Origin of the sequence: Microbacterium sp. NPDC008134 (assembly GCF_042957055.1) — a bacterium.
Taxonomy (GTDB): Bacteria; Actinomycetota; Actinomycetes; order Actinomycetales; family Microbacteriaceae; genus Microbacterium.
Window position 1 is genome coordinate 343,046 of sequence record NZ_JBIBHO010000002.1, and the last position, 26,251, is coordinate 369,296.

The 26,251-nt window shown below is 68.6% G+C and carries 26 protein-coding genes and 1 tRNA gene; 12 read left to right on the forward strand and 15 right to left on the reverse strand.

The features are described 5' to 3' along the window. Nucleotides 1-59: 59 nt before the first annotated feature. Nucleotides 60-917 (reverse strand): LuxR C-terminal-related transcriptional regulator, encoded by an 858-nt coding sequence (locus ACFY9N_RS12420; protein WP_391478942.1) that lies wholly within the window; start codon nucleotides 915-917, stop codon nucleotides 60-62. Between the two features lie 69 nt (nucleotides 918-986). After that, nucleotides 987-1,511: a methylated-DNA--[protein]-cysteine S-methyltransferase gene (locus ACFY9N_RS12425; RefSeq protein WP_391478943.1), complete on the reverse strand. Its 525-nt coding sequence runs from the start codon at nucleotides 1,509-1,511 to the stop codon at nucleotides 987-989. 177 nt (nucleotides 1,512-1,688) lie between these two features. On the opposite strand from ACFY9N_RS12425, the gene ACFY9N_RS12430 reads away from it, so the two are divergent. Beyond that, complete coding sequence (locus tag ACFY9N_RS12430; protein WP_391478945.1) at nucleotides 1,689-5,408, forward strand: AAA family ATPase; 3,720 nt, start codon at nucleotides 1,689-1,691, stop codon at nucleotides 5,406-5,408. Between the two features lie 253 nt (nucleotides 5,409-5,661). On the opposite strand, the gene mscL is transcribed toward ACFY9N_RS12430, so the two are convergent. From mscL to ACFY9N_RS12445, 3 genes are read right to left on the reverse strand one after another with little or no spacing between them, the layout of a single operon-like run. Then, entirely contained in the window at nucleotides 5,662-6,087 is a 426-nt protein-coding gene (mscL, locus tag ACFY9N_RS12435) for a large conductance mechanosensitive channel protein MscL (protein WP_391478946.1), read from the reverse strand. Between the two features lie 23 nt (nucleotides 6,088-6,110). Beyond that, complete coding sequence (locus ACFY9N_RS12440) at nucleotides 6,111-6,383, reverse strand: FmdB family zinc ribbon protein (protein WP_391478948.1); 273 nt, start codon at nucleotides 6,381-6,383, stop codon at nucleotides 6,111-6,113. Between the two features lie 14 nt (nucleotides 6,384-6,397). Continuing rightward, a complete protein-coding gene (locus ACFY9N_RS12445) occupies nucleotides 6,398-6,994 on the reverse strand; it encodes a 5-formyltetrahydrofolate cyclo-ligase (protein ID WP_391478949.1) in 597 nt (198 codons plus the stop codon). 40 nt (nucleotides 6,995-7,034) lie between these two features. Here ACFY9N_RS12445 and galU point away from each other — a divergent pair, with 40 nt between their 5' ends. From galU to ACFY9N_RS12465, 4 genes are all read left to right on the forward strand, one after another. Then, nucleotides 7,035-7,922, forward strand: coding sequence for a UTP--glucose-1-phosphate uridylyltransferase GalU (galU, locus tag ACFY9N_RS12450; protein ID WP_391478950.1), 888 nt, complete (start codon nucleotides 7,035-7,037; stop codon nucleotides 7,920-7,922). A gap of 44 nt (nucleotides 7,923-7,966) precedes the next feature. Beyond that, on the forward strand, nucleotides 7,967-8,578 hold the full coding sequence (locus ACFY9N_RS12455) for a GNAT family N-acetyltransferase (RefSeq protein WP_391479236.1): 612 nt from the start codon (nucleotides 7,967-7,969) through the stop codon (nucleotides 8,576-8,578). 86 nt (nucleotides 8,579-8,664) lie between these two features. Further along, nucleotides 8,665-9,540 (forward strand): hypothetical protein, encoded by an 876-nt coding sequence (locus tag ACFY9N_RS12460; protein ID WP_391478952.1) that lies wholly within the window; start codon nucleotides 8,665-8,667, stop codon nucleotides 9,538-9,540. A gap of 49 nt (nucleotides 9,541-9,589) precedes the next feature. Beyond that, nucleotides 9,590-9,665 (forward strand) — tRNA-Ala (locus ACFY9N_RS12465). A gap of 78 nt (nucleotides 9,666-9,743) precedes the next feature. On the opposite strand, the gene ACFY9N_RS12470 is transcribed toward ACFY9N_RS12465, so the two are convergent. Together ACFY9N_RS12470 and ACFY9N_RS12475 are read right to left on the reverse strand one after the other, a co-directional pair. Continuing rightward, a complete protein-coding gene (locus ACFY9N_RS12470) occupies nucleotides 9,744-10,658 on the reverse strand; it encodes an arginase family protein (RefSeq protein WP_391478953.1) in 915 nt (304 codons plus the stop codon). Between the two features lies 1 nt (nucleotide 10,659). After that, nucleotides 10,660-11,937, reverse strand: a complete 1,278-nt coding sequence (locus tag ACFY9N_RS12475; RefSeq protein WP_391478955.1) for a DUF445 domain-containing protein — start codon at nucleotides 11,935-11,937, stop codon at nucleotides 10,660-10,662. Between the two features lie 72 nt (nucleotides 11,938-12,009). Between ACFY9N_RS12475 and ACFY9N_RS12480 the strand changes: the two genes are divergently transcribed. Genes ACFY9N_RS12480 through ACFY9N_RS12490 form a run of 3 tightly spaced genes read left to right on the forward strand, consistent with a single transcriptional unit; the run spans nucleotide 12,010 to nucleotide 12,983 of the window. Continuing rightward, a complete protein-coding gene (locus ACFY9N_RS12480) occupies nucleotides 12,010-12,291 on the forward strand; it encodes a type II toxin-antitoxin system prevent-host-death family antitoxin (RefSeq protein WP_391478956.1) in 282 nt (93 codons plus the stop codon). Then, complete coding sequence (locus ACFY9N_RS12485) at nucleotides 12,288-12,701, forward strand: type II toxin-antitoxin system VapC family toxin (protein ID WP_391478957.1); 414 nt, start codon at nucleotides 12,288-12,290, stop codon at nucleotides 12,699-12,701. The genes ACFY9N_RS12480 and ACFY9N_RS12485 overlap by 4 nt, the downstream gene beginning before the upstream one ends. A gap of 9 nt (nucleotides 12,702-12,710) precedes the next feature. Then, nucleotides 12,711-12,983 (forward strand): metal-sensitive transcriptional regulator, encoded by a 273-nt coding sequence (locus tag ACFY9N_RS12490; RefSeq protein ID WP_391478958.1) that lies wholly within the window; start codon nucleotides 12,711-12,713, stop codon nucleotides 12,981-12,983. 18 nt (nucleotides 12,984-13,001) lie between these two features. On the opposite strand, the gene ACFY9N_RS12495 is transcribed toward ACFY9N_RS12490, so the two are convergent. The 8 genes from ACFY9N_RS12495 to ACFY9N_RS12530 form a co-directional block, all read right to left on the reverse strand. After that, a complete protein-coding gene (locus tag ACFY9N_RS12495) occupies nucleotides 13,002-14,390 on the reverse strand; it encodes an aspartate aminotransferase family protein (protein ID WP_391478959.1) in 1,389 nt (462 codons plus the stop codon). 16 nt (nucleotides 14,391-14,406) lie between these two features. Beyond that, complete coding sequence (locus ACFY9N_RS12500) at nucleotides 14,407-15,891, reverse strand: CoA-acylating methylmalonate-semialdehyde dehydrogenase (protein WP_391478960.1); 1,485 nt, start codon at nucleotides 15,889-15,891, stop codon at nucleotides 14,407-14,409. A gap of 43 nt (nucleotides 15,892-15,934) precedes the next feature. After that, nucleotides 15,935-17,329: an aspartate aminotransferase family protein gene (locus ACFY9N_RS12505; protein WP_391478962.1), complete on the reverse strand. Its 1,395-nt coding sequence runs from the start codon at nucleotides 17,327-17,329 to the stop codon at nucleotides 15,935-15,937. Beyond that, nucleotides 17,326-17,793 (reverse strand): Lrp/AsnC family transcriptional regulator, encoded by a 468-nt coding sequence (locus ACFY9N_RS12510; protein ID WP_247624943.1) that lies wholly within the window; start codon nucleotides 17,791-17,793, stop codon nucleotides 17,326-17,328. The genes ACFY9N_RS12505 and ACFY9N_RS12510 overlap by 4 nt, the downstream gene beginning before the upstream one ends. Before the next feature lie 84 nt (nucleotides 17,794-17,877). After that, on the reverse strand, nucleotides 17,878-19,038 hold the full coding sequence (locus ACFY9N_RS12515; protein WP_391478963.1) for an acyl-CoA dehydrogenase family protein: 1,161 nt from the start codon (nucleotides 19,036-19,038) through the stop codon (nucleotides 17,878-17,880). Beyond that, nucleotides 19,035-19,793 carry an alpha/beta fold hydrolase gene (locus ACFY9N_RS12520; RefSeq protein ID WP_391478965.1) on the reverse strand — a complete coding sequence of 253 codons (759 nt, stop codon included), beginning with the start codon at nucleotides 19,791-19,793 and terminating at the stop codon, nucleotides 19,035-19,037. Before ACFY9N_RS12520 ends, ACFY9N_RS12515 begins: the two co-directional genes overlap by 4 nt. Before the next feature lie 54 nt (nucleotides 19,794-19,847). Further along, on the reverse strand, nucleotides 19,848-20,759 hold the full coding sequence (locus tag ACFY9N_RS12525; protein ID WP_391478966.1) for a sugar kinase: 912 nt from the start codon (nucleotides 20,757-20,759) through the stop codon (nucleotides 19,848-19,850). Continuing rightward, entirely contained in the window at nucleotides 20,756-21,964 is a 1,209-nt protein-coding gene (locus ACFY9N_RS12530) for an MFS transporter (RefSeq protein ID WP_391478967.1), read from the reverse strand. The genes ACFY9N_RS12525 and ACFY9N_RS12530 overlap by 4 nt, the downstream gene beginning before the upstream one ends. Nucleotides 21,965-22,342: 378 nt before the next feature. Here ACFY9N_RS12530 and nrdH point away from each other — a divergent pair, with 378 nt between their 5' ends. From nrdH to nrdF, 4 genes are read left to right on the forward strand one after another with little or no spacing between them, the layout of a single operon-like run. Next, nucleotides 22,343-22,576, forward strand: coding sequence for a glutaredoxin-like protein NrdH (gene nrdH, locus ACFY9N_RS12535; protein WP_391478968.1), 234 nt, complete (start codon nucleotides 22,343-22,345; stop codon nucleotides 22,574-22,576). Between the two features lie 37 nt (nucleotides 22,577-22,613). After that, the gene (gene nrdI, locus ACFY9N_RS12540) at nucleotides 22,614-23,063 is read left to right on the forward strand and encodes a class Ib ribonucleoside-diphosphate reductase assembly flavoprotein NrdI (protein ID WP_391478969.1); all 450 of its coding nucleotides are present in this window, start codon (nucleotides 22,614-22,616) and stop codon (nucleotides 23,061-23,063) included. Nucleotides 23,064-23,083: 20 nt separating this feature from the next. Further along, nucleotides 23,084-25,204, forward strand: coding sequence for a class 1b ribonucleoside-diphosphate reductase subunit alpha (gene nrdE, locus ACFY9N_RS12545; protein ID WP_391479238.1), 2,121 nt, complete (start codon nucleotides 23,084-23,086; stop codon nucleotides 25,202-25,204). Between the two features lie 34 nt (nucleotides 25,205-25,238). Then, nucleotides 25,239-26,219 (forward strand): class 1b ribonucleoside-diphosphate reductase subunit beta, encoded by a 981-nt coding sequence (gene nrdF / locus ACFY9N_RS12550; RefSeq protein ID WP_391478970.1) that lies wholly within the window; start codon nucleotides 25,239-25,241, stop codon nucleotides 26,217-26,219. The last annotated feature ends 32 nt before the right edge of the window (nucleotides 26,220-26,251 follow it).

Consider the following 26,251-nt stretch of genomic DNA (forward strand, 5'->3'; position numbering starts at 1 on the left):
GGTGCATACAGTGATGAATGCAATCGGAATTCCGGTGTGATTTCGTAACCGGGAGCCGATCAGGGGAGCAGGCCGGCGCGCCGAGCTCGGGCCACCGCGGAGTGGCGGGTCGATGCGTCGAGTTTCGACATGGCGGTGCCGAGGTACGCCTTGACCGTTCCTTCGCGGAGACCGAGCTGCGCCGCGATCTCCGCGTTCGTCGATCCGAGCGCAGCGCACGCGAGCACGTCGGTCTCGCGCGGAGAGAGTCGGATCACGGGGGCGGCGCCTGTCGCCGTCGGTACCTGCCCACCCGAGAGGGCGAGCAGGCGTTCCTCGACGCGGGCGAGTCGGGCGCGAAGCTCATCGTCGTCGATCGAGGAGGAGATGCTCCGGAGATCGGCGAAGGTCTCGCGCACCTGCTCCTGCTGATCGGCCGGGAGCGCGGCGGATGCCGGGGCGCCTGCGTGCAGTCGGCGCTCGACCTCCTCGCGGATGCGCAGTTCGTCGGCGACCGATTGCGCGACCTGCATCGCCGGGGCGGTCGTGACCCCGCCGATCTGTTCGTCGTCCCAGGCGCCGGCGTAGAGAACCCCGCGGGATCGCCCCGCGACGACGATCGGGACGGCCAGGAGTGTGCGCAGACCCTCGCCCAGCACGAAGAGGTCGTAGTCGTGCGTGATCTGCTGCGAGGAGCCGTAGTCGCTGGTCATGCGCGGCCGGAGCTCCATCATGGCCCGCCCGCCGAGACCGCGTTCGGGACGGACGCGGAGGCCGTCGAGGCTGCGAGTCCGGTTGCCGACGATCGTCGTCACGTGCACGACCCCGTCGTCGAGGAGTCCGCCGAAGGCGACGGGAAACCGGGTGCGCCGGGCGAGCTCCCGCACGGCGCGGGCGATGAGCTCGGCGTCGGACTCGGCTCCGGTCGGAGTGCTCACGCCCACCTGCCTTCCGAAGGACGGGGCCGTTCCCGCCACGCCGCGAGATTACCACCGCCCATGCGGGTGTCAGGTGCTGCGCACACCCGACTCGAGATCGAGGAGGAACCGTTTGCGTTCGGGGTGCGCTCCGTAGTGCCCGGCGGAGCCGTCGGAGCGGATGACCCGGTGCACCGGAACGATGATCGAGAACGGAGTGACGCGGCAGGCGGTGCCCACGGCGCGGGCCGCACCGGGGTGCCCGGCGAGGACGGCGACCTCGCCGTAGCTTAGGGTCTCGCCCCACCCGATCGTGCAGATCGCCTCGAGGGCCCGACGATGGAAGCCGTCGACCAGGCGCCAGTCGAGCGCGAGGTGCTCGTCGAACCGGATCGGAGTGCCGTCGAAGTAGCGGCCGAGCAGGTCGGCCACCTCGTCGGCCGCGCCCGGGTCGTGCTCGGGCATCGCTCGCAGCTCCCGCGTGACGTTCTCGAGGAGCCACGGGACCGAGGGGTCTTCGGATTCGGAGAGGTCGAAGCGCACGATGCCCTCGTCGGAGAACACCGCGAGCGCATCGCCGAAGGGCGTGGGGGCGAAGTCGTAGCGGAAGGTCATGCACCCATCCTGGCCCCGGGGAATCATCGACCGGGTGGATCGATCCATGGGCGGGGGAGAGTCGACGCTCGGAGCGTGGCGGTGCAGGAGGAGTCCGACGCGGCATCCTTGACCGGAATTCCGCGAAACCCGCCCGGGATACCGGGCCTCGCGTTCGGCGCGCTTAGGGTGTGAGTTGTGTGGCGACGGGAAGGCAAGACGGTAGAAGACGCGGGAGCGGCGCTCGCCGTGACCCTCGGTGACCTCCGGGCCTCGTCGACCGGTGTCGTCGTGACCCACGCCGCCGAGGGCGAGCGCTCGCGACTGCGGGGCGAAGCCGCCGACCTGGGCGGCCCCTCGCCCCTCACCAGCTTCCGCGACGCGGCGGAGTCCGGCATCGACATCTCCAAGGCGCATCCGGGCAGCCTTCCCCAGTTCATCACCGGCAAGTCGACGCTGCTGTCGAATCTCTTCCGCGACGAGGTGGGCCTGCGCACGGCGCGTCTCGCCGCCGAGCGCATCACCGCGAAGAACACCGAGTTGCGCACCGTGCGCGGCATCGAGGCCGTGCACCTCGCCGTCGGCGTCGCCCGTTGGCGCATCGGGGGAGCGGTCTTCGCGGCTCCCGTGCTGCTGCGTCCCCTCGCGATCCGCCGTCACCACTCCGACTACGAGCTGAAGCTGCAGGGGGCGTTCGAGGTCAATCCGGAGCTCGTCCGTATCGCGCGCGAGCACTTCGGCATCTCGATCGACGCATCGACCCTGGCGTCCCTCGCCTACGACGGTGGCATCTTCAAGCCGCAACCGGTGATCGACAGCCTGCGCGCGATCACCCGCACGATCGACACGTTCTCGGTCGAGCCGCGCCTGGTGGTGTCGACCTTCGCCGATGTCGCCGGCTCCATGTCGCGCGACACCCGCACACTCGACCACCAGATCCTCAATGCGCTCGCCGGCCACGTCGGCGATCGCGAGCAGGTCAGGGCGCCGCGGGCCACGCCGCACTTCACGGGGCCGGACGATCGCGCACCGGCATCCGACACCCTGCTGCTCGATGCGGATGCCGAGCAGGAGGCCGTGCTGTCGCGGATCGCGGCCGGCCACTCGCTGACCGTCGCCACGCTCCCCGGCACCGGTGGCACCCAGACCGTCATCAACGCGCTGGGCGAGCTCGTGCGTGCGGGCCGCCGTGTGCTCGTCGTCTCGGCTCGACGTTCCACGCTCGACGGCGTGCGTCACCGCCTCACCGGGATCGGCCTCGACAGCCTCGCGATCTCGCCGGCGAGCGTGCGTCGCGACCTCGTGCGCGCCATCGGCCGCAACGAGAAGGCGACCGCGCCCAAGGTCGGCGAGGTCGACGATGCGCTCGTGCGGCTGCGCACGGTGCTCCGCGACTACCGCCACGCGCTGACCTCTCCCGTTCCCGGGATGGATGCTTCCGTGCTCGAGGCGACCCGTCACCTCACCCGCCTCGCTTCGCTGCCGACCCCGCCGTCGACCACGGCGAGGCTCAGCAACGAGTCCCTGCGCCGGCTCGCCGGTGATCGCGGACCCGCCGCCGCTGCACTCGCGCAGGCCGCGCGCCTCGGCGAGTTCCGGTTCGGTCCCGACGATTCGCCCTGGTACGGAGTCACCTTCTCGACCACCGAGGCCGCGCGCGCAGCGCACGATCTGGCGGGGCGCCTGCACTCCGACAGTGTTCCCGCACTGCTCGAGCGCGGCTACGAACTCATCGCCCAGACGCACATGCGCCCGTTCTCGACCATCGACGAGCTCGGCGACTACCTGCGACTGCTCGAGGGCATCCGCGACTCCCTCGACCGCTTCAGCCCGACCGTCTTCGAACGCCCGCTCGGCGAGTTGATCCAGGCGCACGGCTCGCGTCGCGATGCGCCGGGGATGTCGTCGGCGAACCGCCGTCGACTGCGACGTCTGGCGAAGGAGTACGTGCGACCGGGCGTGCACGTCACCGAGATGCACGAGGCGCTCCTGCGCATCCAGACCCAGCGAACGCAGTGGCAGCGCTGTGTCGACGCCGGCGTCGCCCCCGAGATCCCGCTGGGTCTCGGCGAGGTCGCGGCCGCCTGGCAGCGCGTCGAGGCCGAGCTCGCCGAACTCGATGCCGCACTCGGTCGGCGCGAACCGCTGGCGACCCTGCCCGTCGCGCGTCTGGTGCGCACTCTCGCCGGTCTTGCGACGAAGTCGGACGTCTTCGAGAACCTCGTCGAGCGCGCGGAGCTGCGCGACGAGCTCGCCCTCCTCGGCCTCGAGCCGCTGCTCACCGACCTCTCGGTACGCCACGTCTCGGAGGCGCGCGTCGGCGACGAACTCGAGTTCGCGTGGTGGCAGTCGCTCCTCGAGCGCGCACTGCAAGACAACCGCGCGCTCCTCGGGGCGAACACCGCGGTCGTCGATCGACTCGAACGCGACTTCCGTCTCGTCGACGAGGCGCACGCCGCGATGGCCGGACCCCTGCTGGCCTGGCAACTCGCCAATCAGTGGAAGATCGCGATCGTCGACGAGCCGCAGGAGTCCGCGAATCTGCGGCGCGCGCTCACCCAGAGCACGACGACCTCCGCCGAGGTCGTGAGCGCCGCGCCGACGCTCGTCTCCACGCTCGCCCCTGTCTGGATCTCGTCGCCGTACCTCGTGCCGGAGATCCCGGATTCGGTCGAGTTCGATGCCGTGCTGCTGGTGGATGCCGCCGCGATCAATCTCGCGGAGGCCGCGCCGGCGATCCGTCGCGCTCGCCAGGTCGTGGCGTTCGGCGATCCGGTCACTCAGCGCCCCTCGCCGTTCCAGATCGCGGTCGACCCCGACGATCTCTGGGAGCCCGAGGTCGAGTTCGACGAGACGTCGGTGTTCGAGCGGCTCTCGGAGCTGCTGCCGGTGATGACCCTGACCCGTAGCTACCGTGCCGGGGGAGAAGACCTCGCCGAGCTCATCAACGACGCCTTCTACGGCGGCGAGATCGTGTCGCTGCCCTGGGCCGGGTCGTACCTCGGTCGCGGCAGCCTCACGGTCGACTACGTCGAGGGAGGCACGGGAACCCCCGACCCGATCTCGGGCGCGGTCGAGAGCCCTGACGCCGAGGTCGCCCGCGTGGTGACGCTCGTCGTCGAGCACGCCGTGAACCGTCCGTCCGAGTCGCTCATGGTCGTGACCGCCAGCGCACGCCACGCCGAGCGCGTGCGCGCCGCCGTCACGGCCGCATTCGCCGGACGCTCCGACGTCGCCGACTTCGTGGGCCGCGACACCGCCGAGCCCTTCGCCGTCCTCACCCTCGAGCAGTCGGTGGCCGAGAGCCGCGACCGCGTGATCTTCTCACTCGGTTTCGGCCTGACCAAGCACGGTCGCGTGCTCAGCGACTTCGGCGATCTCTCGACGCCCGATGGGGAGCGGTTGCTGACGGTCGGAATGACCCGCGCTCGTCGTTCGATGGTGATCGTCTCGTCGATCCGCCCGTCCTCGTTCGACGACGGGCGTCTCGAGCACGGCGCCGCGACGCTCATGTCGATCCTCGGCGGCCTGGCCGCCCGTGCCCGAGACGCGCGTCTCGAGGATCTCGCCGACCCGTTGACCCTCGCGCTCGCCCGCGAGCTGCGTCGGCTCGGAGCATCCGTCGATGTGGACTACCGCGGACTGCTGCCGCTGGTCGCGCAGCACGGCGGCAAGGCCGTCGTGATCGAGTGCGACCCGGAATCGCGCGGGGACTCGCTGCGTGAGACCCTGCGTCTGCGTCCGCACGTGCTGCGTCGGCTCGGCTGGCACTACGTACGCGTACACGCGTTCGATCTCTACAGCGACCCGGCGACGGCGGCGACGCGGATCGCGTCGGTGCTCGGCATCTCGCCGTCGGCGGCGCGTGCCGAGAACGACACGCAGCCGCTCGACCTCGACGACGGCGCGAACGGCTGACCGGGCGGATGCCCGAGAACACCTCGCCCGGCGAGACGGCCCCGAACGTCCCGCGGCAACGTGTGGAGCGCGTGCCGGGCTCCCGACGCGCGCGTCTGACGCCGGTGGCGGGGAGCGACCCTGATCCCGAGAGCGGTCCGGAGTCGGTCGGGAGGGACCGGAAGCGGCGCCCGAACGGACCCGCGGGACCGAACGACGACCGCATGATGCAGGACGTCCCGCCCCACTACTGAAAGCAGTGGGGCGTAACCCGTCAGTCGCGCGCGGCGTTCTTCGCGAGCAGGTCGCGGATCTCGACGAGCAGTTCGGCCTCGGTCGCGGCCGCCGGCTCCTCTTCAGGCTGCTCGGCGGCGGTTCCCTTGCGGGCCTCGACGTGCGCCTTGAAGGTGTTCATCGGCAGGACGAAGACGAAGTACACGACGAGCGCCACCGCGAGGAAGCTGATGATGGCCGAGATCAGGTCGCCGAGCGGGAACGTGACCGTGTCGCCGTAGATGTTGGTGACCTGCGGGCCGAAGCCGCCCATCGCGTCGGCCTTGAAGAAGAGGGCGACGAGCGGGTTGATGACGCTGGAGACGACCGCATTGACGATCGCGGTGAATGCCGAGCCGATGACGACGGCGACCGCCAGGTCGATGACGTTGCCGCGGAGGATGAAGTCCTTGAATCCTTTGAGCATGCGAACCTCCGAGTGGTGGGGAATCAGGATGAGGCAGGGCTCGACGCCGGCGCGGGGGCGCTCTTCGTGGTCGATTCCTTCTTCGATGATGTCGAAGCATCCGATGATCCGCCAGACTTGGCCCGCGAGTCCGTGCGATAGAAGCCGGAGCCGTTGAACGTCACGCCGATCGAACCGTACTGCTTGCGCAGTGCGCCGCCGCACTCGGGGCAGACGGTGAGCGAGGCGTCGGCGAAGCTCTGCACGGCATCGAAGCGGTGGCCGCACGACGTGCAGGCATAGGCGTAGGTGGGCATGGCGTCCTCGGGGGTCAGCGTCGCGTCGGCGACAGGGAGAGGGTCTGCGTCGGGGTCACGATGCCGTCGACCGGCTGGTCGTGCACCTCGCGCGGCAGGGAGTCGAGTATCTCGGAATCATAGATGACCGCGTACACGGGCGGGCACTTCTCCATCGACCCGATGGTCTTGTCGAAGTAGCCGCGGCCCCAGCCCATGCGCATGCCGGAACGGTCGACGGCGGCGGCGGGCACGATCATCAGGTCGACGTCGTTCACCGCGATCGGGCCGAGCACCTCGCCGGTCGGCTCGGGCATGCCGAAGAGGCCCTCGGCGACGTCGTCGTCGTCGTTCGCGACGGCCCAGTCGAGCAGTCCGTCGGCGCGGGTGACGGGGAGGAGGACGCGGATGCCGCGGCGCACCGCACGGGTGACGAACTCGCGCGTGCCCGGCTCGGCCGTCGCCGAGAGGTAGCAGGAGATGGACTGCGCACCGAGGCGGTCGACGAGCTCGTCGAGGCGTTCGCCGATCGAGGCGGCCGCGGACTCCCGCTGCGCTTCGGAGAGGAGCGCCCGGCGTTCACGGAGCTCGGCGCGCAGTGCGCGCTTGGCGTGCTCGACCTCGTTCGACATGGCTCAGAGTCTACGCGGCGCCCACCGGTAGGCTGTCGGGATGGGTACACAGAAGTTCAAGGCGGTCATTCCTGCGGCAGGGCTGGGGACGCGCTTCCTGCCGGCGACGAAGGCCATGCCGAAGGAGATGCTGCCAGTGGTCGACAAGCCGGCCATCCAGTACGTCGTCGAAGAGGCTGCGGACGCCGGGATCGACGACATCCTCGTCATCATCGGACGCAACAAGAACGCGATCTCCAACCACTTCGACTCCGTGCCCGAGCTCGAGGTGAAGCTCATGGAGAAGGGCGACCACGGCCGGCTCGAGCGCGTCGTGCGCTCGAGCGACCTCGCCGACATCCACTTCGTCCGCCAGGGCGAGCCGAAGGGCCTGGGCCACGCCGTGCTGCGCGCCCGCGCCCACGTCGGCGACAGCTCCTTCGCCGTCCTCCTGGGCGACGACCTCATCGATGAGCGCGATCCGCTCCTCACCGAGATGCTCGCAGAGCACGAGCGCTCCGGCGCCGCCGTGATCGCCCTCATGGAGGTCGACCCCGCGAACATCCACCTCTACGGCACGGCCGCCGTCGAGGACATCGAGGGGTCGGACGCCGTGCGCGTCACCGGACTGGTCGAGAAGCCCGCCCGCGAGGATGCCCCGTCGAACCTCGCGGTCATCGGGCGCTACGTGCTCCCCGCCTCGATCTTCGACATCCTCGAGCACACCGAACCCGGCAAGGGCGGCGAGATCCAGCTGACGGACGCGCTGCAGGAGATGGCGGCCGACCCCTCGGGCCCGGGCGTCGTGGGCGTGATCTTCGGCGGTCGTCGCTATGACACCGGCGATCGGGTCGAGTACATCAAGGCGATCGTGCAGTTGGCTTCCGACCGCGACGACCTCGGCGCCGAGCTGCGCCCGTGGTTGAAGGAATTCGCCGAGCGCCTCTAGGCCTCCGGCGGGTCGGGCGCGAGATGATGGATCTCATGGCGGGCATGCGACACGGACCGATCGAGCTGCGCCTCGTGCGCACGAAGGATGCCCGCGTGCTCCAGCAGGAGCTGCTCGCGAACCGGTCCTGGTTGCAGCCGTGGGAGGCCACCGTGCCCTACGGCTCGGTGTCGTTCGACATGCGCCTGAGCATCCGCCGTCTGCTGCAGCAGTATCGCGACGGCGGCGGGTATCCGTTCGTCATGGAGTACGACGGCGAGGTCGCCGGGCAGCTCAACGTGTGGGGTGTCTCGCGCGGGTCGCTGTGCTCGGCGACGATCGGGTACTGGGTGAGTGAGAAGTTCGCCGGCAAGGGCATCACACCCACCGCCGTCGCGCTGGCGACGGACGCATGCTTCGTCGAGTACGGCCTGCACCGGATGGAGATCTGCATCCGCCCCGAGAACGCGGCGAGCCTACGCGTGGTGCAGAAGCTCGGTTTCCGCTACGAGGGATTGCGCCGGCGGTACATCCACATCGATGGCGACTGGCGCGATCACTATGCGTTCGCGCTGTCGAAGGAAGACGTCCCGCAGGGGGTGCTGGCGCGCTGGCTGAGCGGTCAGGTGCCACCGGATGCCGCGACGATCCCTCCGTCGGATCGGCTCCCGGTCTGACGACACGCCGTCTTCGGCGAGATGTCTGGCCGCGACACGCGCCCGGCTCGCGGCCGTGACCCGGTTGTTCCCTTACCGTTATCGATATGGACGGGCCGGTGCTGAGCGGGGGAGTGATCGTGCTCGTCGCCGTGCTCCTGTGGATGCTCTATCTGCTGCCCTCGTGGCGCGGACGCTTCCAGTACAACGCGGCAGAGCGCAACGCCGTGCGACTCAATCAGGCGCTGCGGATTCTCGCCGAGACGAGTGAGACCCCGGAAGAGGTGCGCGTCGAGCTGACCGCTCGCACCGCGCTGGCGCAACAGAAGCTCGCCAAGCGCGTGCAGTCGGAGCGCGAGTCCGCCGAGCTCGAGAAGCTGCGTGCCGAGCTCGCGGCGACACGGGCCGATCCGGTGATCCGTCAGGCGCGAGCACGCCGCCGGGTGCGGATGCTCTCGACCGTCGCCGCGCTCGTCGGAGTCGTGCTCGCGGGGCTCGGTGTGTGGCAGCTGCTCGCGACCGGAGCGTCGACCCTGCTGTGGGTCGGCGGTGCGCTCGCGCTTCTCGGCGCGGTCGCGCTGCAGCGGATGGCCGCGGTCGCCGGTCGCGTGGCGCGGGCGAGCCATGTGGTCGCCGAGGCTCCGCGCGAGCGCGTCGCCCCCGAGATCCACGACCAGGGTCGCGCGACCTGGACACCGCGTCCGCTGCCCGAGCCGCTCGTCACGGTCACCGGATCGCGCGCGCAGACCGCCCGCGCCGAGATCGATGCGCAGGAGCAACTGCGCAAGGCCGCCCGTCTCGCGGAGCTCCGTGCCCGCGCCGAGCAGATCGCCGCCGAGCAGGCCCCGGCGCCCGTGCCGATGCCCGCGCCGCGCGTCGCCCCCGCCGCTGAGGCCTCGCCCTACGCGAAGATGGGCTTCGTCGACGACGCCGAGATCGAGGCGCACGTGCGCGACATGCTCGCCCGTCGCGCCGCCGGCTGACCCGGCGTCTGAACAGGGGTCGGCATCGTGATAATGTTGATCCTCGTAAGGGCCTATGGCGCAGTTGGTAGCGCGCCTCGTTCGCATCGAGGAGGTCAGGGGTTCGAATCCCCTTAGGTCCACCACCACACGAAACCCCGGGCAGATGCCCGGGGTTTGTGCTTTCCTCGGCGTGCGTGCGTGCGTGCGTGCGTGCGCGGGGCTCAGCGCGCGGCAAGGCCGGCGAGCAACTCCAGCACACAGAGGGCGGCGAGGCGCACGGTGCGGGCGTCGTCGGCATCCGCTGTCGCATCGACCTCGGCGAGGTCGGCGCTGACGACGCGGGCATCGGATGCGACGGCGCGGGTGAGCGCGCGCAACTCCCAGGCCTGCAGTCCGCCGGGCACACTCGCGGGGCACCCGGGGGCGACCGAACGATCGCAGACGTCGACGTCGATGTCGAGGTGGACGCGGGAGTGCGCGCCCGCGCCCGCGATCTCGAGCGCCTCGGCCACGACGTCGTCGATGCCACGGCGGCGCACCTCGTCGAGCGTGATGACGCGGATGCCCCAGTCCGCCGCGCGCTGGGCGTAGGCGAGCGAGTTCGCGAAGTCGGCGATGCCGATCTGCACGATCCGCGTCGGGTCGATGCGCGCGGTGTCGAGCGCCGAGAGCGCCGGGGTGTCTTCGACGAGTCGACGCACCGGGGTGCCGTTCGAGATTCCGTCGCGCAGATCGAAGTGCGCATCGAAGGTGATGAGCCCGGTCGCTCGCGCACCGAGGGCCACGGGGTAGGTGAGGGAGTTGTCACCACCGAGCGCGATGACGAACGACTCCGACAGCTCGCGCACGCGGGCGATGACGGATGCCTCGCCCTCATCGCCGTCGGGCTCGTGCACGTCGCCGGCGTCGGCGATGCGCAGGATGTCGTTCAGGTCTACGGCCGGCGGGCCCATCAGCGCGGTTCCGTAGCGCGGGAGCGCGTCGCGGGTCGCGGCGGGCGTCGCGCCCGCGCCCGTGGGCGAGAGCGACGTGCGCCAGACGGGAACGCCCAGAAGCACGGCATCCGCATCATCGATGGTGTCGGGGGAGGGCCAACCGCCGGCGCGGGGCCAGAGCGGATCGTGCGAGAGGGCCATATCAGACTCCGGGGATCAGGGCGTGGGCGATCGAGAAGATGGCGAGGCCCGCGAGGGCGCCGACGAACGTGCCGTTCAGGCGGATGTACTGCAGGTCGCGACCGACCATGAGTTCGATCTTCTCGGTCGTCTCGGCCGGGTCCCAGCGCTCGACCGTGTCGGTGATGATCGAGGCGATGTCATGGCGGTAGCGGTCGACGAGGAAGACCGCGGCATCCGACACCCAGGTGTCGACGCGGCGCTGCAGCGCGGCATCCGTCGTCAGTCGCTCGCCCACCTCCTGCAGAGCCTGCACCGCCCGGCGGCGCAGTCCGCTCTCGGGATCGGCGAGGGCCGCGAGCAGGCCGTTCTTCGCGGTGTTCCAAGCCTCCGCGGCGAGGGCACCGACGCGAGGACTGTCGAACAGCGACGCCTTCGCGTTCTCGAGCTTGGCGCGCGTGGCGGGATCGTTCTGCAGGTTGTCGGCGAGGCGGCCGAGGTAGCCGTCGATCGCCAGACGGGCCGGATGCCGGGGGTCGGCCTGCACCGCGTGCACGAACTTCACCGCCTCGTTGTAAACGGTGTCGTCGACGAAGCGGTGCGCGAGTCGCGGCACCCACGACGGCAGACGTTGGGAGACGAGGCCCCGGAAATACTCGCCGTTGGCGTCGAGCCACCGACCGATGTTGTCGACGGCGAGGTCGACGGCGCCGCGATGGGCGTCGGCCTCCACGATCTTCTCGAGCCAGGCCCCCGCGGGCGGGCCCCACTCGGGAGAGACGAGGTGCTCGCGGGCGAGATCGGAGATGAGGTCGCGGACGTCGTCGTCACTGAGGCCGTTGAGGATGGCTGTGGCGATCGTCGCGCCCTCGGCGCCGACCCGCTCGGCGTGCTCCGACTCGCGCAGCCACTCGCCCGCGCGCTGCGCGATCGCGGTGGACGACAGCTTCGTGCGCACGACGCTCGCGGCGAGGAAGTTCGTCTCGACGAACTCACCCAGGCTGCGCCCGATCTCGTCCTTGCGATTCGGGATGATCGCGGTGTGCGGGATCGGCAGGCCCAGCGGGCGGCGGAAGAGCGCGGTCACCGCGAACCAGTCGGCGAGGGCACCGACCATCCCGCCCTCGGCCGCGGCGCGCACGTAGCCGAGCCAGCTCATCCGCTCCTGGAATGCGAAGGCGAACACGAAGACGACGGACATGAAGATCAGCGCGCCCAGGGCGACCGCCTTCATGCGGCGCAGCGCGCGGAGGCGGACCTGATCGGCGGGCGAGAGCATCGCCATCGGTGTGCGCGGCATGAAGGCATCCTTTCACGTCGCATCTGTGTAGTACCCTCACTACATCAGAAAACGAGGTGCATCGTGTTCCGCATGTCCGCTCGAGAGTTCAACCAGTCCGTCGCGCGCGCGCAACGACTTGCCGACGACGAGCCGGTGCTCGTCACCCGACGTGGCGAGCCGGCCTACGTGCTGCTGAACATTGCAGAGTACGAGCGGCTGCGGTCGGAGGCGCCGGGCGGCGACGGCCGGTCGCTACTCGACGTGATCGAGCCTGTGCCGGACGACGCGGACCCCGATGACGCCTTCGGACGGATCATGGACGAGATCGCGGCGGAGAGATCGCGCGATTTCGGTCGAGAGGCCGAGTTATGACGGGCTTCCTGCTCGACACGAACGTCATCTCGGAGACCCGCCGACCGCGCCCTGACCCCGGCGTCGCCCGCTGGTTCGCGTCGGTGCCGGTGCGGTCGCAGCGCATCAGCGTCATCACCGAGCTCGAACTGGAACGCGGCGTTCTGCTCGTGCAGCGCCGGGATACCATCGCCGCGGTGGCACTCGACCGATGGCTGCGTTCCGTTCTCCGGGGGCTTCCCGCTCCACCACTCGACGTGACCGGCGCGATCGCACGTCTGACAGCGGCCATCCAGGTGCCCGACCGGCGTCCTCTCGGCGACGCGCTGATCGCGGCGACCGCCCTGCACCACGGACTCACGCTCGTGACCCGCAACGTGAAGGACTTCGACGTCCCCGGACTCTCGGTGATCGATCCCTTCGACGGGTAACCTCGATGCGTGATCGAAGACATCAAGAAGCGCGCACTGCACCGCACCGCGATCCTCGAGGGACAGCTGCGCGGAGTCGCGCGGATGATCGAGAACGAGGACTACTGCATGGACATCATCACCCAGTCCCGCGCGATCCAGAAGTCGCTCGAGTCCCTCAACCGCCTCCTGCTCGAGAACCATCTGCGCACGCACGTGACGCACATGTTCGAGGCCGGAGGAGAGGAGCGCGACCAGGCGGTCGCCGAGCTGCTCAAGGCGTTCGACTTCGACTCGAAGTAGCCCTCCGGACCGAAGAGCTCAGCGCACGGCCGCCGCATCGGCGAGCGTCAGCGCCTCGTCGATCACGGTCAGCCCGCGCACCAGGTCGTCCTCCGAGATGATCAGCGGCGGCGCCACGTGCACGCGGTTGAAGTGCACGAACGGCCAGACCCCGCCCTTCTTCGCCGCCGCGGCGAAGACACCCATCGGGGCGGCATCCGCTCCCATCGCGTTGAACGGCACCAGCGGTTCGCGCGTCGCGCGATCGCGCACCAGTTCGATCGCCCAGAAGAGTCCGCGCCCGCGCACCTCTCCGACGCTCGGATGGGTGTCCACCCAGGTGCGCAGAGTCGGCTCGACGACGCGTTCGCCCAGATCGCGCACGCGCTCGAGGATGCCGTCACGGCGGAAGACCTCGAAGGTCGCGACACCTGCCGCGCACGCGAGCGGATGCCCGGAATAGGTGAGTCCGCCCGCGAACGGCATCTCGTCGAAGGCCGCGGAGATGCGATCCGAGATCACCACGCCGCCCAGCGGCACGTACCCGGAGTTCACGCCCTTCGCGAAGCTGATCAGGTCGGGCGTCGCGTCGAACGCGTCGATGCCGAACCACTCGCCCAGGCGGCCGAACCCGACCATCACCTCGTCGGCGATGTAGACGATGCCGTAGCGATCGCAGAGTTCGCGCACGCCGGGCAGGTATCCGGGCGGCGGTACCAGCACGCCGTTGGTGCCCACGACCGTCTCGATGATGATCGCCGCGATCGTGGCCGGGCCCTCGAGCTGGATCGTCTGCTCGAGGTGCGCGAGAGCGCGCTCGGTCTCCTGCTCTGGCGTTTCCGAATGGAAGGGCGACCGGTACAGGTAGGGTCCGAAGAAGCGCACCGTGCCGTTGTCGACGCCGTCGTTCGCCCAGCGGCGCGGGTCGCCGGTGAGCGAGATCGCGGTGGAGGTCGACCCGTGATAGCTGCGGTACATCGAGAGCACCTTGCGGCGACCGGTGAACTGGCGCGCCATCCGCACCGCGTACTCGTTCGCCTCGGCGCCGCCGTTCGTGAAGAAGACCTTCTGCATGCCCGCGGGCGCGACTTCGGAGATCAGGCGGGCGAGCTCGCCGCGCACGTCGTTCGCCATCGACGGCTGGATGGTCGCGAGGCGGCCGGCCTGCTGCTGGATCGCGGACACCAGATCCGGATGCTGGTGGCCGAGGTTGAGGTTCACGAGCTGGCTCGAAAAATCGAGGTAGGCGTTGCCGTCGTAGTCCCAGAAAGTCGACCCCTCACCCGCGGCGACGGGCAACGGATCGATCAGGGCCTGCGCGCTCCACGAGTGGAACACGTGGCCGCGGTCGTCGGCTCGCACCTGCGCGTCGGCCTCGGGTGCGGGCAGTGCGTGGCTCGCGCCGTGGCGGTCGGTGAAGTTCGTCATCGGTGGCGCTCCGGGATCAGTGGTTGCTCGGGAAGCCGAGGTCGATCTGCGACGGCGTGTGGTCGGGCCACCTGGTCGTCACGACCTTGGAACGCGTGTAGAAGTGCACGGATTCGGGACCGTAGATGTGCGAGTCGCCGAACAGCGAGTCCTTCCACCCGCCGAACGAGTATGCGCCGATCGGCACGGGGATCGGCACGTTCACGCCGACCATCCCGACCTCGATGTCGAACTCGTACTGCCGGGCGGTGCCGCCGTCGCGGGTGAAGATCGCAGTGCCGTTGCCGTAGGCATTCGCGTTGACGAGCGCCACGGCATCCGCGTAGCTGTCGACCCGTACGACCGACAGCACCGGGCCGAAGATCTCGTCGTCGTAGGCGTTCATGCCCGGGGTCACGTGGTCGAGCAGACTCACACCGAGGAAGAAGCCGTCGGAGTCGAAGGTCTTCGCGGTGCCGTCGACGACTACCTCGGCTCCCTCGGCGGATGCCCCGGTGACGTAGGACGCGACCTTGTCACGGTGCTCGCGGGTGATGAGCGGGCCCATCTCGCTCGCGGCATCCGTGCCGTCGCCGATCGTCAGTCCGTCGATGCGCAAGGCGATCGCCGCGACCAGCTCGTCGGCGACGTCGCCCACGGCGACGAGCACCGAGACGGCCATGCAGCGCTCGCCGGCCGATCCGTAGGCAGCGGAGACGGCGGCATCCGCGGCCGCATCGATGTCGGCATCCGGCATCACGACCATGTGGTTCTTCGCGCCGCCGAGAGCCTGCACGCGCTTGCCCGCGGCCGAGGCTCGCTGGTAGATCGAGCGGGCGATCGGGGTGGAACCCACGAAACTCACCGCGGCGACCCGCGGGGAGTCGAGCAGCGCATCGACGGCCTCTTTGTCGCCGTGCACGACGTTGAGCACGCCGTCGGGGAGCCCCGCTTCCTGGAACGCCTTCGCCAGCCACACAGCGGCCGAGGGATCCTTCTCGCTGGGCTTCAGCACGACCGTGTTGCCGCAGGCGATCGCCGAGGCGACCATCCACAGCGGCACCATCACGGGGAAGTTGAACGGGGTGATCGCCGCGACCACGCCCACCGGCTGCTTGACCGAGTGCACGTCGACGCCGCGGGCGACCTGCTCGCTGCGCTCGCCCTTGAGCAGGTGCACGAGACCGGCGGCGAACTCGACGTTCTCGATGCCGCGCGAGACCTCGCCCGCGGCATCCGACAGGACCTTGCCGTGCTCGGACGTGACGATCGCGGCGAGCTCGGGCGTGCGGTCCTTGAGGATCTGACGCAGACGGAAGAACACGTCGGCACGCCTGATGAGGCTGGTCTCGCGCCAGGCGCGAGCAGCGGCGGATGCCGCGGCGATGGCGCTGTCGACCTCGGCGGTCGACGCGAACGCGACCTCCTTGGTCACCTGGCCGGTCGCGGGGTTGAAGATCCGGCCGGTGCGGGCCGCCTCGGCGATCTCCGAGCCGTTGATGACATGACGGACGACGTCCACAGTGCTCCTGAGGGTGTGTGAGGGAGGGAAAGGGGGATGGCGGTCAGAGCACGCTCTGCGCGCGCGTGAGGACGTCGCGCAGGATCTGCTCGATCTCGCGGAACTCGGTGGGGCCGACCGTGAGCGGCGGTGCGAGCTGGATGACGGGGTCGCCGCGATCGTCGGCACGGCAGTACAGCCCGGCCTCGAACAGGGCCGGGGAGAGGAAGCCGCGCAGCAGGCGCTCGGACTCGGCGTCGTCGAACGTCTCACGCGTCGCCTTGTCCTTCACCAGTTCGATGCCGAAGAAGTAGCCGTCGCCGCGCACATCGCCGACGATCGGCAGCTCGCTGAGCTTCTCGAGCTCGGCGCGGAAGAGCGGCGAGTTCTCGCGCACGTGCGCGTTGAGCCCTTCCTCGTCGAAGATCGCGAGGTTCTCGAGCGCGACCGCAGCAGAGACAGGATGGCCACCGAACGTGTACCCGTGCGGGAACGACAGGTCGCCCGTCGCGAACGGCTCGTAGATGCGGTCGCTCACGATGGTCGCGCCGATCGGCGAATAGCCGCTCGTCATGCCCTTCGCGCACGTGATCATGTCGGGTTCGTAGCCGAGGCCAGTGCACGCGAAGGTGTGACCGAGGCGTCCGAACGCGCAGATGACCTCGTCGGAGACGAGCAGCACGTCATGGCGGTCGCAGATCTCGCGCACACGCTGGAAGTAGCCCGGAGGGGGCGGGAAGCATCCGCCGGAGTTCTGCACCGGCTCGAGGAAGACCGCGGCGACCGTATCGGCGCCCTCGAAGAGGATCATCTCCTCGATGCGGTCGGCGGCCCAGCGTCCGAACGCCTCGAGGTCGTCGGCGGGCGCACCCATCTCGGCGGCGCGGTAGAAGTTGGTGTTCGGCACGCGGAAACCGCCCGGGGCGACCGGTTCGAACATCGCCTTCATCGCCGGGATGCCGGTGATCGCCAGGGCGCCGTGCGGGGTGCCGTGGTAGGCGACCGAACGTGAGATGACCTTGTGCTTGGTGGGCTTGCCCTGGAGCTTCCAGTAGTGCTTCGCGAGCTTGAGAGCGGTCTCGACCGCTTCGCCGCCGCCGGTCGAGAAGAAGACGCGGTTGAGGTCGCCGGGGGCCTCATCGGCGAGACGGTCGGCGAGTTCGATCGCGGCGGGGTGCGCGTACGACCACAGCGGGAAGAAGGCGAGCTCGGATGCCTGCTTCGCGGCGGCCTCGGCCAGACGCCGTCGCCCGTGGCCGGCGTTCACGACGAAGAGGCCCGCGAGTCCGTCGAAGTACTCCTTGCCCTTCGCGTCCCAGATGCGATGGCCGTCGCCCTTCACGATGATCGGCACGCCCGACTCGGCCATGGTCGACTGCCGGGTGAAGTGCATCCAGAGGTGATCCTTGGCCTTCGCCTGGAGTGCGGCCTCGGCGTCGGGTGGGAATGCGGTGCTCATCTGGTCCCCCAGTTGTAGAGCTGCTTCTGCAGCTTGGCGTAGATGAAGGTCTCGGTCGACAGCACACCGTCGATCGGACGGATCACGTCGTTGATCAGCGAGAGCAGGTCCTCGTCGTCCTCGCAGACGACCTCGGCGAGCACGTCGAAGGCCCCGACCGTGATGACGACGTAGTCGATCGCCTCGATCTCGGCGACGGCCTCGGCGACACGGCGGGCATCGCCGGAGACGCGGATGCCGATCATCGCCTGGCGGTGGAACCCGAGCTGCATGGGGTCGGTGACGGCCACGATCTGCATGACCCCGGACTCGGTCAGACGCTGCACGCGTTGGCGGACCGCCGCCTCGCTGAGCCCGACCACGCGGCCGATATCGGAGTACGAGCGACGCCCGTCATCCTGGAGCAGCTCGATGATCGTCTTGGAGACGGCATCGAGGGGGGACTGCTTCTTCGAGGAGACCATGGTGCGATCCTCGCACCCGAGATCGGTCATTTCAACCGATTTCGCAGGATCGCTCCATTCAATCTGCGAATTCGGCAGGAAGTGTCAAGTTTCGCGCGGGCCGAGCCAGGCGCTCGCCGCGGTCGCGTGCGCGGATTCGGGGTCGGAGGGGTGGAATGCGCCGGCGAGCACGTCGCGGTAGAGCCGGGACAGCTCGTTGCTCGAGAAGTAGGAGCCGCCGCCGGCGACGAGCATCGCCTCATCGACGATCCGCTTCGCCGTGGTGATCGCACGGTGCTTGAGCCCGGAGAGCAGGGTGAACCAACGGGCACCGTGATCGACCCGCTCGTCGACGTCGCGCGCGAGGGCCTGGATCTGCGGCGGGAGAGCGTCGTAGGCGAGACCCATGTCGGCGATCCGCCACCGGATGTCGGGATCCTGGCTGTACGCCGCACCGGTGCTCTTCGAACGTCGCCGGTGCGCCGTCTCGACCGCGAGATCGAGCGCCCGGCGGGCGAGGCCGGTGTAAACCGATGCCAGCAGGATCTCGAAGACGCTGAAGATGCCGAACACGATCGGGTCCGGGTTCGGTCCCGGATCGATACGGCGTACGACGTGCTCCGCCGCAGCCGGGGCGCTCGACAGGCGAGTGGTGCGGCTCTGGGTGGCGCGCATGCCGAGCGTGTCCCAGTCGTCGCCGGTGACCACGGCGTCCGTGCGCTCCACGAACGCGAACACGAGCTTCGGGGCATCGGCGCTGGTGGTGTCGAGTCCGTGGAGACCGAGCTTCGTCCACACGGGGGCGAGTGAGGTGAAGATCTTCGTGCCGGTGAACGCGTAGCCGCCGTCGGCGGTGGGGACGGCATCCGTATCGCTGCCGAAGAGCACGAGGTCGTTGCCGCCCTCGCTGATCCCGAACGCGAAGACCTCGCCCGCAGCCGCGCCATCCTGCACGAACTCGAGCCCCGCGACGCCGCGGTCGGAGAACACCTTCGCGACGCCCGTCCAGACGAGGTGCATGTTGATCGCCAGCGCCGTGGCGGGGGCGGCTGAGGCGAGACGCTGCTGCAGGACGGCCGCCTCTGCGAGACCGAGTCCCGCGCCTCCGCGATCGGTCGGGACGAGGATCGAGAGGTATCCGGCCGCGCGCAGCTCGTCGAGATCCTGCTGGGGGAAGGTGTTCTCGCGATCGTGGATCGGGGCGCGCTCTCGGATCCGTTCGAGCAGATCGTCGGGCAGGAAGACGGCCGGGTCGAACGCGCTCATGCCAGGGCCTCCCCGAGCTGTCGGATCGACTCCTCCGGCTTGTCGCGGTGCAGCGAGTGCCCGGCGCCCTCGACGATCGACATCGTCACGAGCGGATTCGCGTTCAGCACGTCGGTCGCGGTCTCGCCGGTGAAGATGCTGTAGACCGCAGGGTCGGAGGCGATGATGTGCGTCGGGACGGCGAGGCGCGCGGCATCCGCCCGGACGTCCCAGGGAGTGTTCTGCACGCTGGTCTGCTCGACCGCCCAGGCGCTCGCCCGGCGGACCGCATCGACCTTGAGCTCGTGATCCTGCGGATGCCAGTGCGGATGCTCCTGCTGCACGACCTCGATCCGTTGATCCGCGAACGCGCGTTCCTGGCTCTTGCGCACGATCTTCGCGTCGCGGCCCGCCACGAAGATCGCGGGATCGAGCAGGATCAGACGGCGGGTCCACGCCGGGTCGGATGCCGCGGCAACGGTGCTCGATGCGCCGCCGAGCGAGTGACCGACGACGGCGTCCCAGGCGCCACCGCTCTGCGGTCGCGCGATGCCGAGGTCCGCGGCGTATGCGGCGACGGTGTAGTCCAGCGCCCGTGGCGCGTCGCCGTGCCCGCGCAGGTCGACGGCGACCGCGTGCCACCCGCTCTCGGCGAGGGCCTCGCCGAGTCGCCACATCAGGGCGCCGGACGAGCCGAGTCCGTGCACGAGGAGGGCCTGGCGGTCGGCGGTCGGATCGCCCCAGGAGAGGCGGGGAAGGGTGAGCGGTGCGGCCATGCCCTCAGCCTAGAACCGCGACGGAAGGGTGTCTCCGTCGCGCGCCTCTCGCCGTCATCCGAGAGGCGGCAGGTCTCCGTGGGTGCGCAGCACGCGCGCGGCGGCGGCGTGTCCGGCCGAGAGACGGTCCGCGAGGTCGGCGCCGTCGAGCGTCGCGGCGAGGAAGCCCGCGGCGAAGGCGTCACCGGCCCCGACGGGTTCGACCACGTCGACGCGCGGGGCGGGGACGAACACCGGCTCCTCGCCCGCGGCGAAGGCGGTCGCGCCGACGTCGCCGTCCTTGACGATCAGCAGGGCGCAGTTCGGCAGATGGGCGCGCACATCGGCGGCGGTCGCGGTGCCCCACAGGCGCTCGGCCTCGTCGCGGCCCACGAACGCGATGTCGGCGGCATCGGCCAGGCGGGTCAGCGTGGCCTGCGCATCGTCCATCGACCAGAGGGCGCGACGGTCGTTCACGTCGAACGAGACGAGGGCTCCTGCGTCGCGGGCATCGGTGTAGAGGCCGTCGACCATGGTGCGGCACGAAGGGGAGAGGGCGGGCGTGATGCCCGTGGTGTGCACGATCCGCACGCCGCGCAGCCGATCCACGGCGAGGGATCCGGCATCCATGCGGGAGGCGGCGGAGCCGCTGCGGTAGTAGTAGACCGACGAGGACTCGACACCCGGGTCCTTGAACATGACGCCGGTCGGGGCATCCGCGTCGGTCTCGGCCCAGATCTCGACACCGCGTCGTCCGAGCTCCGAGGTGATGCGCTCGCCGATGGGATCGTCGCCGAGGCGGGAGGCCCACGCGGCCCGGTGCCCCGCGGCGACCAGACCGACCGCGACGTTGCCCTCGGCGCCGGCGATCCCGAGCGCTGCCGTCTCGGTCTCGGCCAGCGGTGCATGCAGTGCTGTGACGAGACCCATGGACTCGCCGACGCAGACGACTTCGGGAACGGAGGGGGAGGAGGGGGGAATGCTCATGAGGGGGTGACCGCCAGGGGTTCGGTGTCGGGGTACGGGCTCGGGTCGCGATGACGCAGGTCGGGGAGGGCGCGCACGAAGACGATCGAGACGATCAGACCGAGTGCGGCGAAGAGGACGGCGGCGAGGTAGGCGCCGCGCGCGTCGGTGGCGTCGACGAGGAATCCGGCCACCGCGGATCCGGCCGCGGCTCCGATGAGCTGGCCGGTGCCCGCCCAGCCGAAGGCCTCGGCGGTCTCACTGAACTTGACGCTGGCCGTAGTGATCGCGAACAGCACTGCGAGGGCGGGCGCGATGCCGATACCCGCCAGGATGAGGGTGCCGCCGAGCCAGAAGACGTTGAGGGAGACCATGGTGAGCGCGAGGCCGACCGTCACGATCGTGAGGCGGCGGGCCATCGCCCACGGCCCGATCGGGATGTGCCCGAACGACAGGCCGCCGGCGAGGCTTCCCACCGCGAAGACCGCGAGCACGAGTCCGGCTTCGAGACTGCCGTGCTCGAAGGTCGCGACCACGCCGACCTCGACCGCGGAGCACGCCCCGATGAGAAGGAACCCGATCATGGTGGCCATCAGCACCGGGGGCTTGAGCACCACCTTGCCGAGCGCACTGCGACTGGGCGGGATGCGCACGCGCCCGACCTCGGGGGAGAGGATGAACCACGAACCGCCGCCGACGAGGAACACCGCGACGAGGAGGAGGCCCTGGGTCGTGCCGACCTGCGTCGAGACGAGCGTGATGACCACCGGCGCGAGGATCCAGATGATCTCCTGCAGCGAGGCGTCGAGGGAGAAGAGGGGCGTGAGCTGCTTGGAGTTGACGAGCTTGGGGTAGATCGTGCGCACCGCCGACTGCACGGGCGGTGTCGAGAGGCCGGCGATCAGGCCGAGCGCCATGTAGCCCGGCAGGCTCAGGGGGAGGAGTGCCAGGCAGAGCACGGCGAGGACGCAGACCGAGAGGGTGAGGGTGAGGACGCGACGCATGCCCCAGGCGCCCATCCACCGGCTGGTCACGGGGCCGGCGACGGCCTGCCCGACGCTCGTCGCGGCGAGGACGAGGCCCGCGGCGCCGTAGGACCCGGTCTGCTGCTCCACGTGCAGCAGGATCGCGAGAGAGGACATGCCGTTGGGGAATCGCGCCGTCAGCTGAGCTGCGATCATGCGCGCCACTCCGGGCGTGCGAAGAAGGTCCTGGTATCCCGCCACCAGACAACGGTACCGGCAGCCACCGACGCTGCGGGAACGGTCGGATGCCGAGGCGTCGGCGACACGCCGACGACACGCCGAGGAGTACTTTCCACAGGAATCCGAATGTCGGATGCCCGGCGTAGCGTGCGATCTGTGGATGGATCTCTCACAGGTGCCTCCCAGCCGCGATTTCCCGCGGTTCGGGAGCCCTGCGACCGCCCCTCCGCCTGTGGAAGAAACGGTGGAGAACCTGTGTTGTATCTGGGGAGAGCGGTGGAAAAACTACACGAATGTAACTACTACCCCTTGTGGTCACTCCGAGTGTCCGTCCCTATATGTAGTATTGAACTCCCGGCGGAGGACTGCCGGCCACACAACGATTCTGAGGGGAAACAGATGTCGATCACGGTCTACACCAAGCCTTCCTGCGTCCAGTGCAACGCGACCTACCGCGCCCTGGATGCCAAGGGCATCGAGTACGAGATCCAGGACCTGTCGGAGGACCCGACGGCGCTGGAGCACGTCAAGTCGCTGGGCTACATGCAGGCGCCGGTCGTCGTCACCGACGAGGACCACTGGTCGGGCTTCCGTCCCGACAAGATCGACGAGCTCGCGTCGCGTCTGGCCTGAGACGCGACCGCGACGCGGGGTGAGAGCGAATCGACGCATGAATGCCATCGCGACCGCCGCACCGCTCCTCGTCTACTTCTCGAGCGTGTCGGGCAACACCGCACGTTTCATCGAGAAACTGGGCCTTCCCGCCCGACGCATCCCGCTCCACCGGAACGACGGAGAACTCGTCATCGACGAACCCTTCGTTCTGGTCACCCCGACCTACGGCGGGGGCCAGGGGCGCGGCGTCGAGCGGGGTGCCGTGCCCAAGCAGGTGATCCGGTTCCTCAACGACGAGCGCAACCGTCGTCACATCCGCGGGGTGATCTCCGCAGGCAACACCAACTTCGGCGAGGCCTTCTGCCTCGCCGGTGACATCATCAGCCGCAAGTGCCACGTGCCTCACTTGTACCGGCTAGAGATCTTCGGCACACAAGACGACGTGGATCGCGTCAGCGACGGATTGGAACGAGTGTGGGCAGCGCAGTGGACGAGCAGACCGTGACACAGCAGGCGGCGTTCAAGATGAACCAGGCGTACGAGGGGCTGGACTACCACGCCCTCAACGCGATGCTGAACCTCTACGACGCGAACGGGAAGATCCAGTTCGACGCCGATAAGCGTGCGGCGCGGGAGTACTTCCTGCAGCACGTCAACCAGAACACGGTCTTCTTCCACTCCCTCAAGGAGCGCCTCGACTACCTCGTCGAGAAGGAGTACTACGAGCCGGCCGTCATCGAGCAGTACTCGCTCGAGTTCATCCAGAAGCTCAACGACCTCGCCTACGGCAAGAAGTTCCGCTTCGAGACCTTCCTCGGCGCGTTCAAGTACTACACGAGCTACACGCTCAAGACCTTCGACGGAAAGCGCTACCTCGAGCGCTTCGAGGACCGCGTCGTCATGACCGCTCTCGGTCTCGCCGACGGTGACGAGAAGCTCGCCGTCGCGCTGGTCGAGGAGATCATCTCCGGTCGTTTCCAGCCGGCCACGCCGACCTTCCTCAACGCGGGCAAGGCGCAGCGGGGCGAGCTCGTCAGCTGCTTCCTGCTGCGCATCGAAGACAACATGGAGTCGATCGCCCGCGGCATCAACTCGGCTCTGCAGCTCTCCAAGCGTGGCGGCGGGGTGGCGCTGCTGCTCTCGAACATCCGCGAGGCCGGCGCGCCGATCAAGCAGATCGAGAACCAGTCCTCGGGCATCATCCCCGTGATGAAGCTCCTCGAAGACAGCTTCAGCTACGCCAACCAGCTCGGTGCCCGTCAGGGTGCGGGTGCGGTGTACCTCAACGCGCACCACCCCGACATCATGCGGTTCCTCGACACCAAGCGCGAGAACGCCGACGAGAAGATCCGCATCAAGACGCTCTCGCTGGGTGTCGTCGTTCCCGACATCACGTTCGAGCTCGCCAAGAACGGCGAGGACATGTACCTCTTCTCGCCGTACGACGTCGAGAAGGTCTACGGCGTGCCCTTCGGCGACATCTCGGTCACCGAGAAGTACCGCGAGATGGTCGACGACTCGCGCATCAAGAAGACCAAGATCAACGCCCGCGAGTTCTTCCAGACCGTCGCCGAGATCCAGTTCGAGTCGGGCTACCCGTACATCATGTTCGAGGACACGGTGAACAAGGCCAACCCGATCAAGGGTCGGATCAACATGTCGAACCTCTGCAGCGAGATCCTGCAGGTGAACACGCCGACCACGTACAACGACGACCTGTCGTACGACCAGATCGGCAAGGACATCTCCTGCAACCTCGGCTCGATGAACATCGCGCTGTCGATGGATGCCGACGACCTCGGTCAGACCGTCGAGACGGCGATCCGCGCGCTCACGGCGGTGAGCGACCAGAGCCACATCCGCTCGGTGCGGTCGATCGAGGACGGCAACGACCGCTCGCACGCCATCGGCCTCGGCCAGATGAACCTGCACGGCTACCTCGCTCGCGAGCACGTCTACTACGGCTCCGAAGAGGGCATCGACTTCACGAACATCTACTTCTACACGGTGCTGTTCCACGCGCTGCGCGCGTCGAACAACCTCGCGATCGAGCGCAAGCAGGCGTTCGACGGCTTCGAGGACTCGACGTACGCGTCGGGCACGTTCTTCGACAAGTACATCGACCAGGAGTGGGTGCCCGCGACCGAGAAGGTCAAGGAGCTGTTCGCCGGCAAGCACATCCCGACGCAGGCCGACTGGGTGGCGCTGAAGTCCTCCATCCAGGAGCACGGCATCTACAACCAGAACCTGCAGGCGGTGCCGCCGACCGGCTCGATCTCGTACATCAACAACTCGACGTCGTCGATCCACCCGATCGCGTCGAAGATCGAGATCCGCAAGGAAGGCAAGCTCGGTCGCGTCTACTACCCGGCGGCGTTCATGACGAACGACAACCTGGAGTACTACCAGGACGCGTACGAGATCGGCTACGAGAAGGTCATCGACACGTACGCCGCGGCGACGCAGCACGTCGACCAGGGGCTGTCGCTGACGCTGTTCTTCAAGGACACCGCCACGACGCGCGACATCAACAAGGCGCAGATCTACGCATGGCGCAAGGGCATCAAGACGATCTACTACATCCGTCTGCGTCAGATGGCGCTCGAGGGCACCGACATGACCGAGTGCGTCTCCTGCATGCTCTGACCCGTCCGTCACTGATAAACGAGAAACGACGAACATGACTCCTCACCCCCCGCTCAAGCTGGTCGACAGCGTGCAGGCGATCAACTGGAACCGCATCGAAGACGACAAGGACCTCGAGGTCTGGAACCGTCTGGTGAACAACTTCTGGCTGCCCGAGAAGGTGCCGCTGTCGAACGACATCCAGTCGTGGAACACGCTCACCCCCGAAGAGCAGCTGCTGACGATGCGCGTTTTCACCGGCCTGACGCTGCTCGACACGATCCAGGGCACCGTGGGTGCCGTGTCTCTCATCCCCGACTCGATCACTCCGCACGAGGAGGCCGTGTACACCAACATCGCCTTCATGGAGTCGGTGCACGCGAAGAGCTACTCCTCGATCTTCTCGACGCTCGCGTCGACGAAGGAGATCGATGAGGCGTTCCGGTGGTCGACCGAGAATCCGAACCTTCAGAAGAAGGCTCAGATCATCATGGACTACTACCAGGGCGACGACCCGCTCAAGCGCAAGGTCGCGTCGACCCTGCTCGAGTCGTTCCTCTTCTACTCGGGCTTCTACCTGCCGATCTACTGGTCGTCGAAGGCGAAGCTGACGAACACGGCCGACCTCATCCGCCTCATCATCCGTGACGAGGCCGTGCACGGCTACTACATCGGCTACAAGTTTCAGAAGGGTCTCGAGAACGAGACGCAGGAGCGTCGCGACGAGCTGAAGGACTACACCTTCTCGCTCCTCTACGAGCTCTACGACAACGAGGTGCAGTACACGCAGGACCTCTACGACGGCGTCGGCCTGACCGAAGACGTCAAGAAGTTCCTGCACTACAACGCGAACAAGGCGCTGATGAACCTCGGCTACGAAGCGATGTTCCCGTCGACGGTCACGAACGTGAACCCGGCGATCCTGTCGGCCCTGTCGCCGAACGCCGACGAGAACCACGACTTCTTCTCGGGCTCCGGCTCGTCGTACGTCATCGGCAAGGCCGAGGCGACGGAAGACGACGACTGGGACTTCTGAGCCTCTGAGCCGACTGAGTACACCTCCTCAAG

Bases quoted from the DNA above. Each gene is read 5' to 3' on its own strand.
- ACFY9N_RS12425 (WP_391478943.1), bottom strand. From the start codon at position 1,511: ATGACCTTCCGCTACGACTTCGCCCCCACGCCCTTCGGCGATGCGCTC.
- mscL (WP_391478946.1), bottom strand. From the start codon at position 6,087: ATGCTCAAAGGATTCAAGGACTTCATCCTCCGCGGCAACGTCATCGAC.
- ACFY9N_RS12440 (WP_391478948.1), bottom strand. From the start codon at position 6,383: ATGCCCACCTACGCCTATGCCTGCACGTCGTGCGGCCACCGCTTCGAT.
- ACFY9N_RS12445 (WP_391478949.1), bottom strand. From the start codon at position 6,994: ATGTCGAACGAGGTCGAGCACGCCAAGCGCGCACTGCGCGCCGAGCTC.
- galU (WP_391478950.1), top strand. From the start codon at position 7,035: ATGGGTACACAGAAGTTCAAGGCGGTCATTCCTGCGGCAGGGCTGGGG.
- ACFY9N_RS12455 (WP_391479236.1), top strand. From the start codon at position 7,967: ATGCGACACGGACCGATCGAGCTGCGCCTCGTGCGCACGAAGGATGCC.
- ACFY9N_RS12460 (WP_391478952.1), top strand. From the start codon at position 8,665: ATGGACGGGCCGGTGCTGAGCGGGGGAGTGATCGTGCTCGTCGCCGTG.
- ACFY9N_RS12470 (WP_391478953.1), bottom strand. From the start codon at position 10,658: ATGGCCCTCTCGCACGATCCGCTCTGGCCCCGCGCCGGCGGTTGGCCC.
- ACFY9N_RS12475 (WP_391478955.1), bottom strand. From the start codon at position 11,937: ATGCCGCGCACACCGATGGCGATGCTCTCGCCCGCCGATCAGGTCCGC.
- ACFY9N_RS12480 (WP_391478956.1), top strand. From the start codon at position 12,010: ATGTCCGCTCGAGAGTTCAACCAGTCCGTCGCGCGCGCGCAACGACTT.
- ACFY9N_RS12485 (WP_391478957.1), top strand. From the start codon at position 12,288: ATGACGGGCTTCCTGCTCGACACGAACGTCATCTCGGAGACCCGCCGA.
- ACFY9N_RS12495 (WP_391478959.1), bottom strand. From the start codon at position 14,390: ATGACGAACTTCACCGACCGCCACGGCGCGAGCCACGCACTGCCCGCA.
- ACFY9N_RS12505 (WP_391478962.1), bottom strand. From the start codon at position 17,329: ATGAGCACCGCATTCCCACCCGACGCCGAGGCCGCACTCCAGGCGAAG.
- ACFY9N_RS12510 (WP_247624943.1), bottom strand. From the start codon at position 17,793: ATGGTCTCCTCGAAGAAGCAGTCCCCCCTCGATGCCGTCTCCAAGACG.
- ACFY9N_RS12515 (WP_391478963.1), bottom strand. From the start codon at position 19,038: ATGAGCGCGTTCGACCCGGCCGTCTTCCTGCCCGACGATCTGCTCGAA.
- ACFY9N_RS12520 (WP_391478965.1), bottom strand. From the start codon at position 19,793: ATGGCCGCACCGCTCACCCTTCCCCGCCTCTCCTGGGGCGATCCGACC.
- ACFY9N_RS12525 (WP_391478966.1), bottom strand. From the start codon at position 20,759: ATGAGCATTCCCCCCTCCTCCCCCTCCGTTCCCGAAGTCGTCTGCGTC.
- nrdH (WP_391478968.1), top strand. From the start codon at position 22,343: ATGTCGATCACGGTCTACACCAAGCCTTCCTGCGTCCAGTGCAACGCG.
- nrdI (WP_391478969.1), top strand. From the start codon at position 22,614: ATGAATGCCATCGCGACCGCCGCACCGCTCCTCGTCTACTTCTCGAGC.
- nrdE (WP_391479238.1), top strand. From the start codon at position 23,084: ATGAACCAGGCGTACGAGGGGCTGGACTACCACGCCCTCAACGCGATG.
- nrdF (WP_391478970.1), top strand. From the start codon at position 25,239: ATGACTCCTCACCCCCCGCTCAAGCTGGTCGACAGCGTGCAGGCGATC.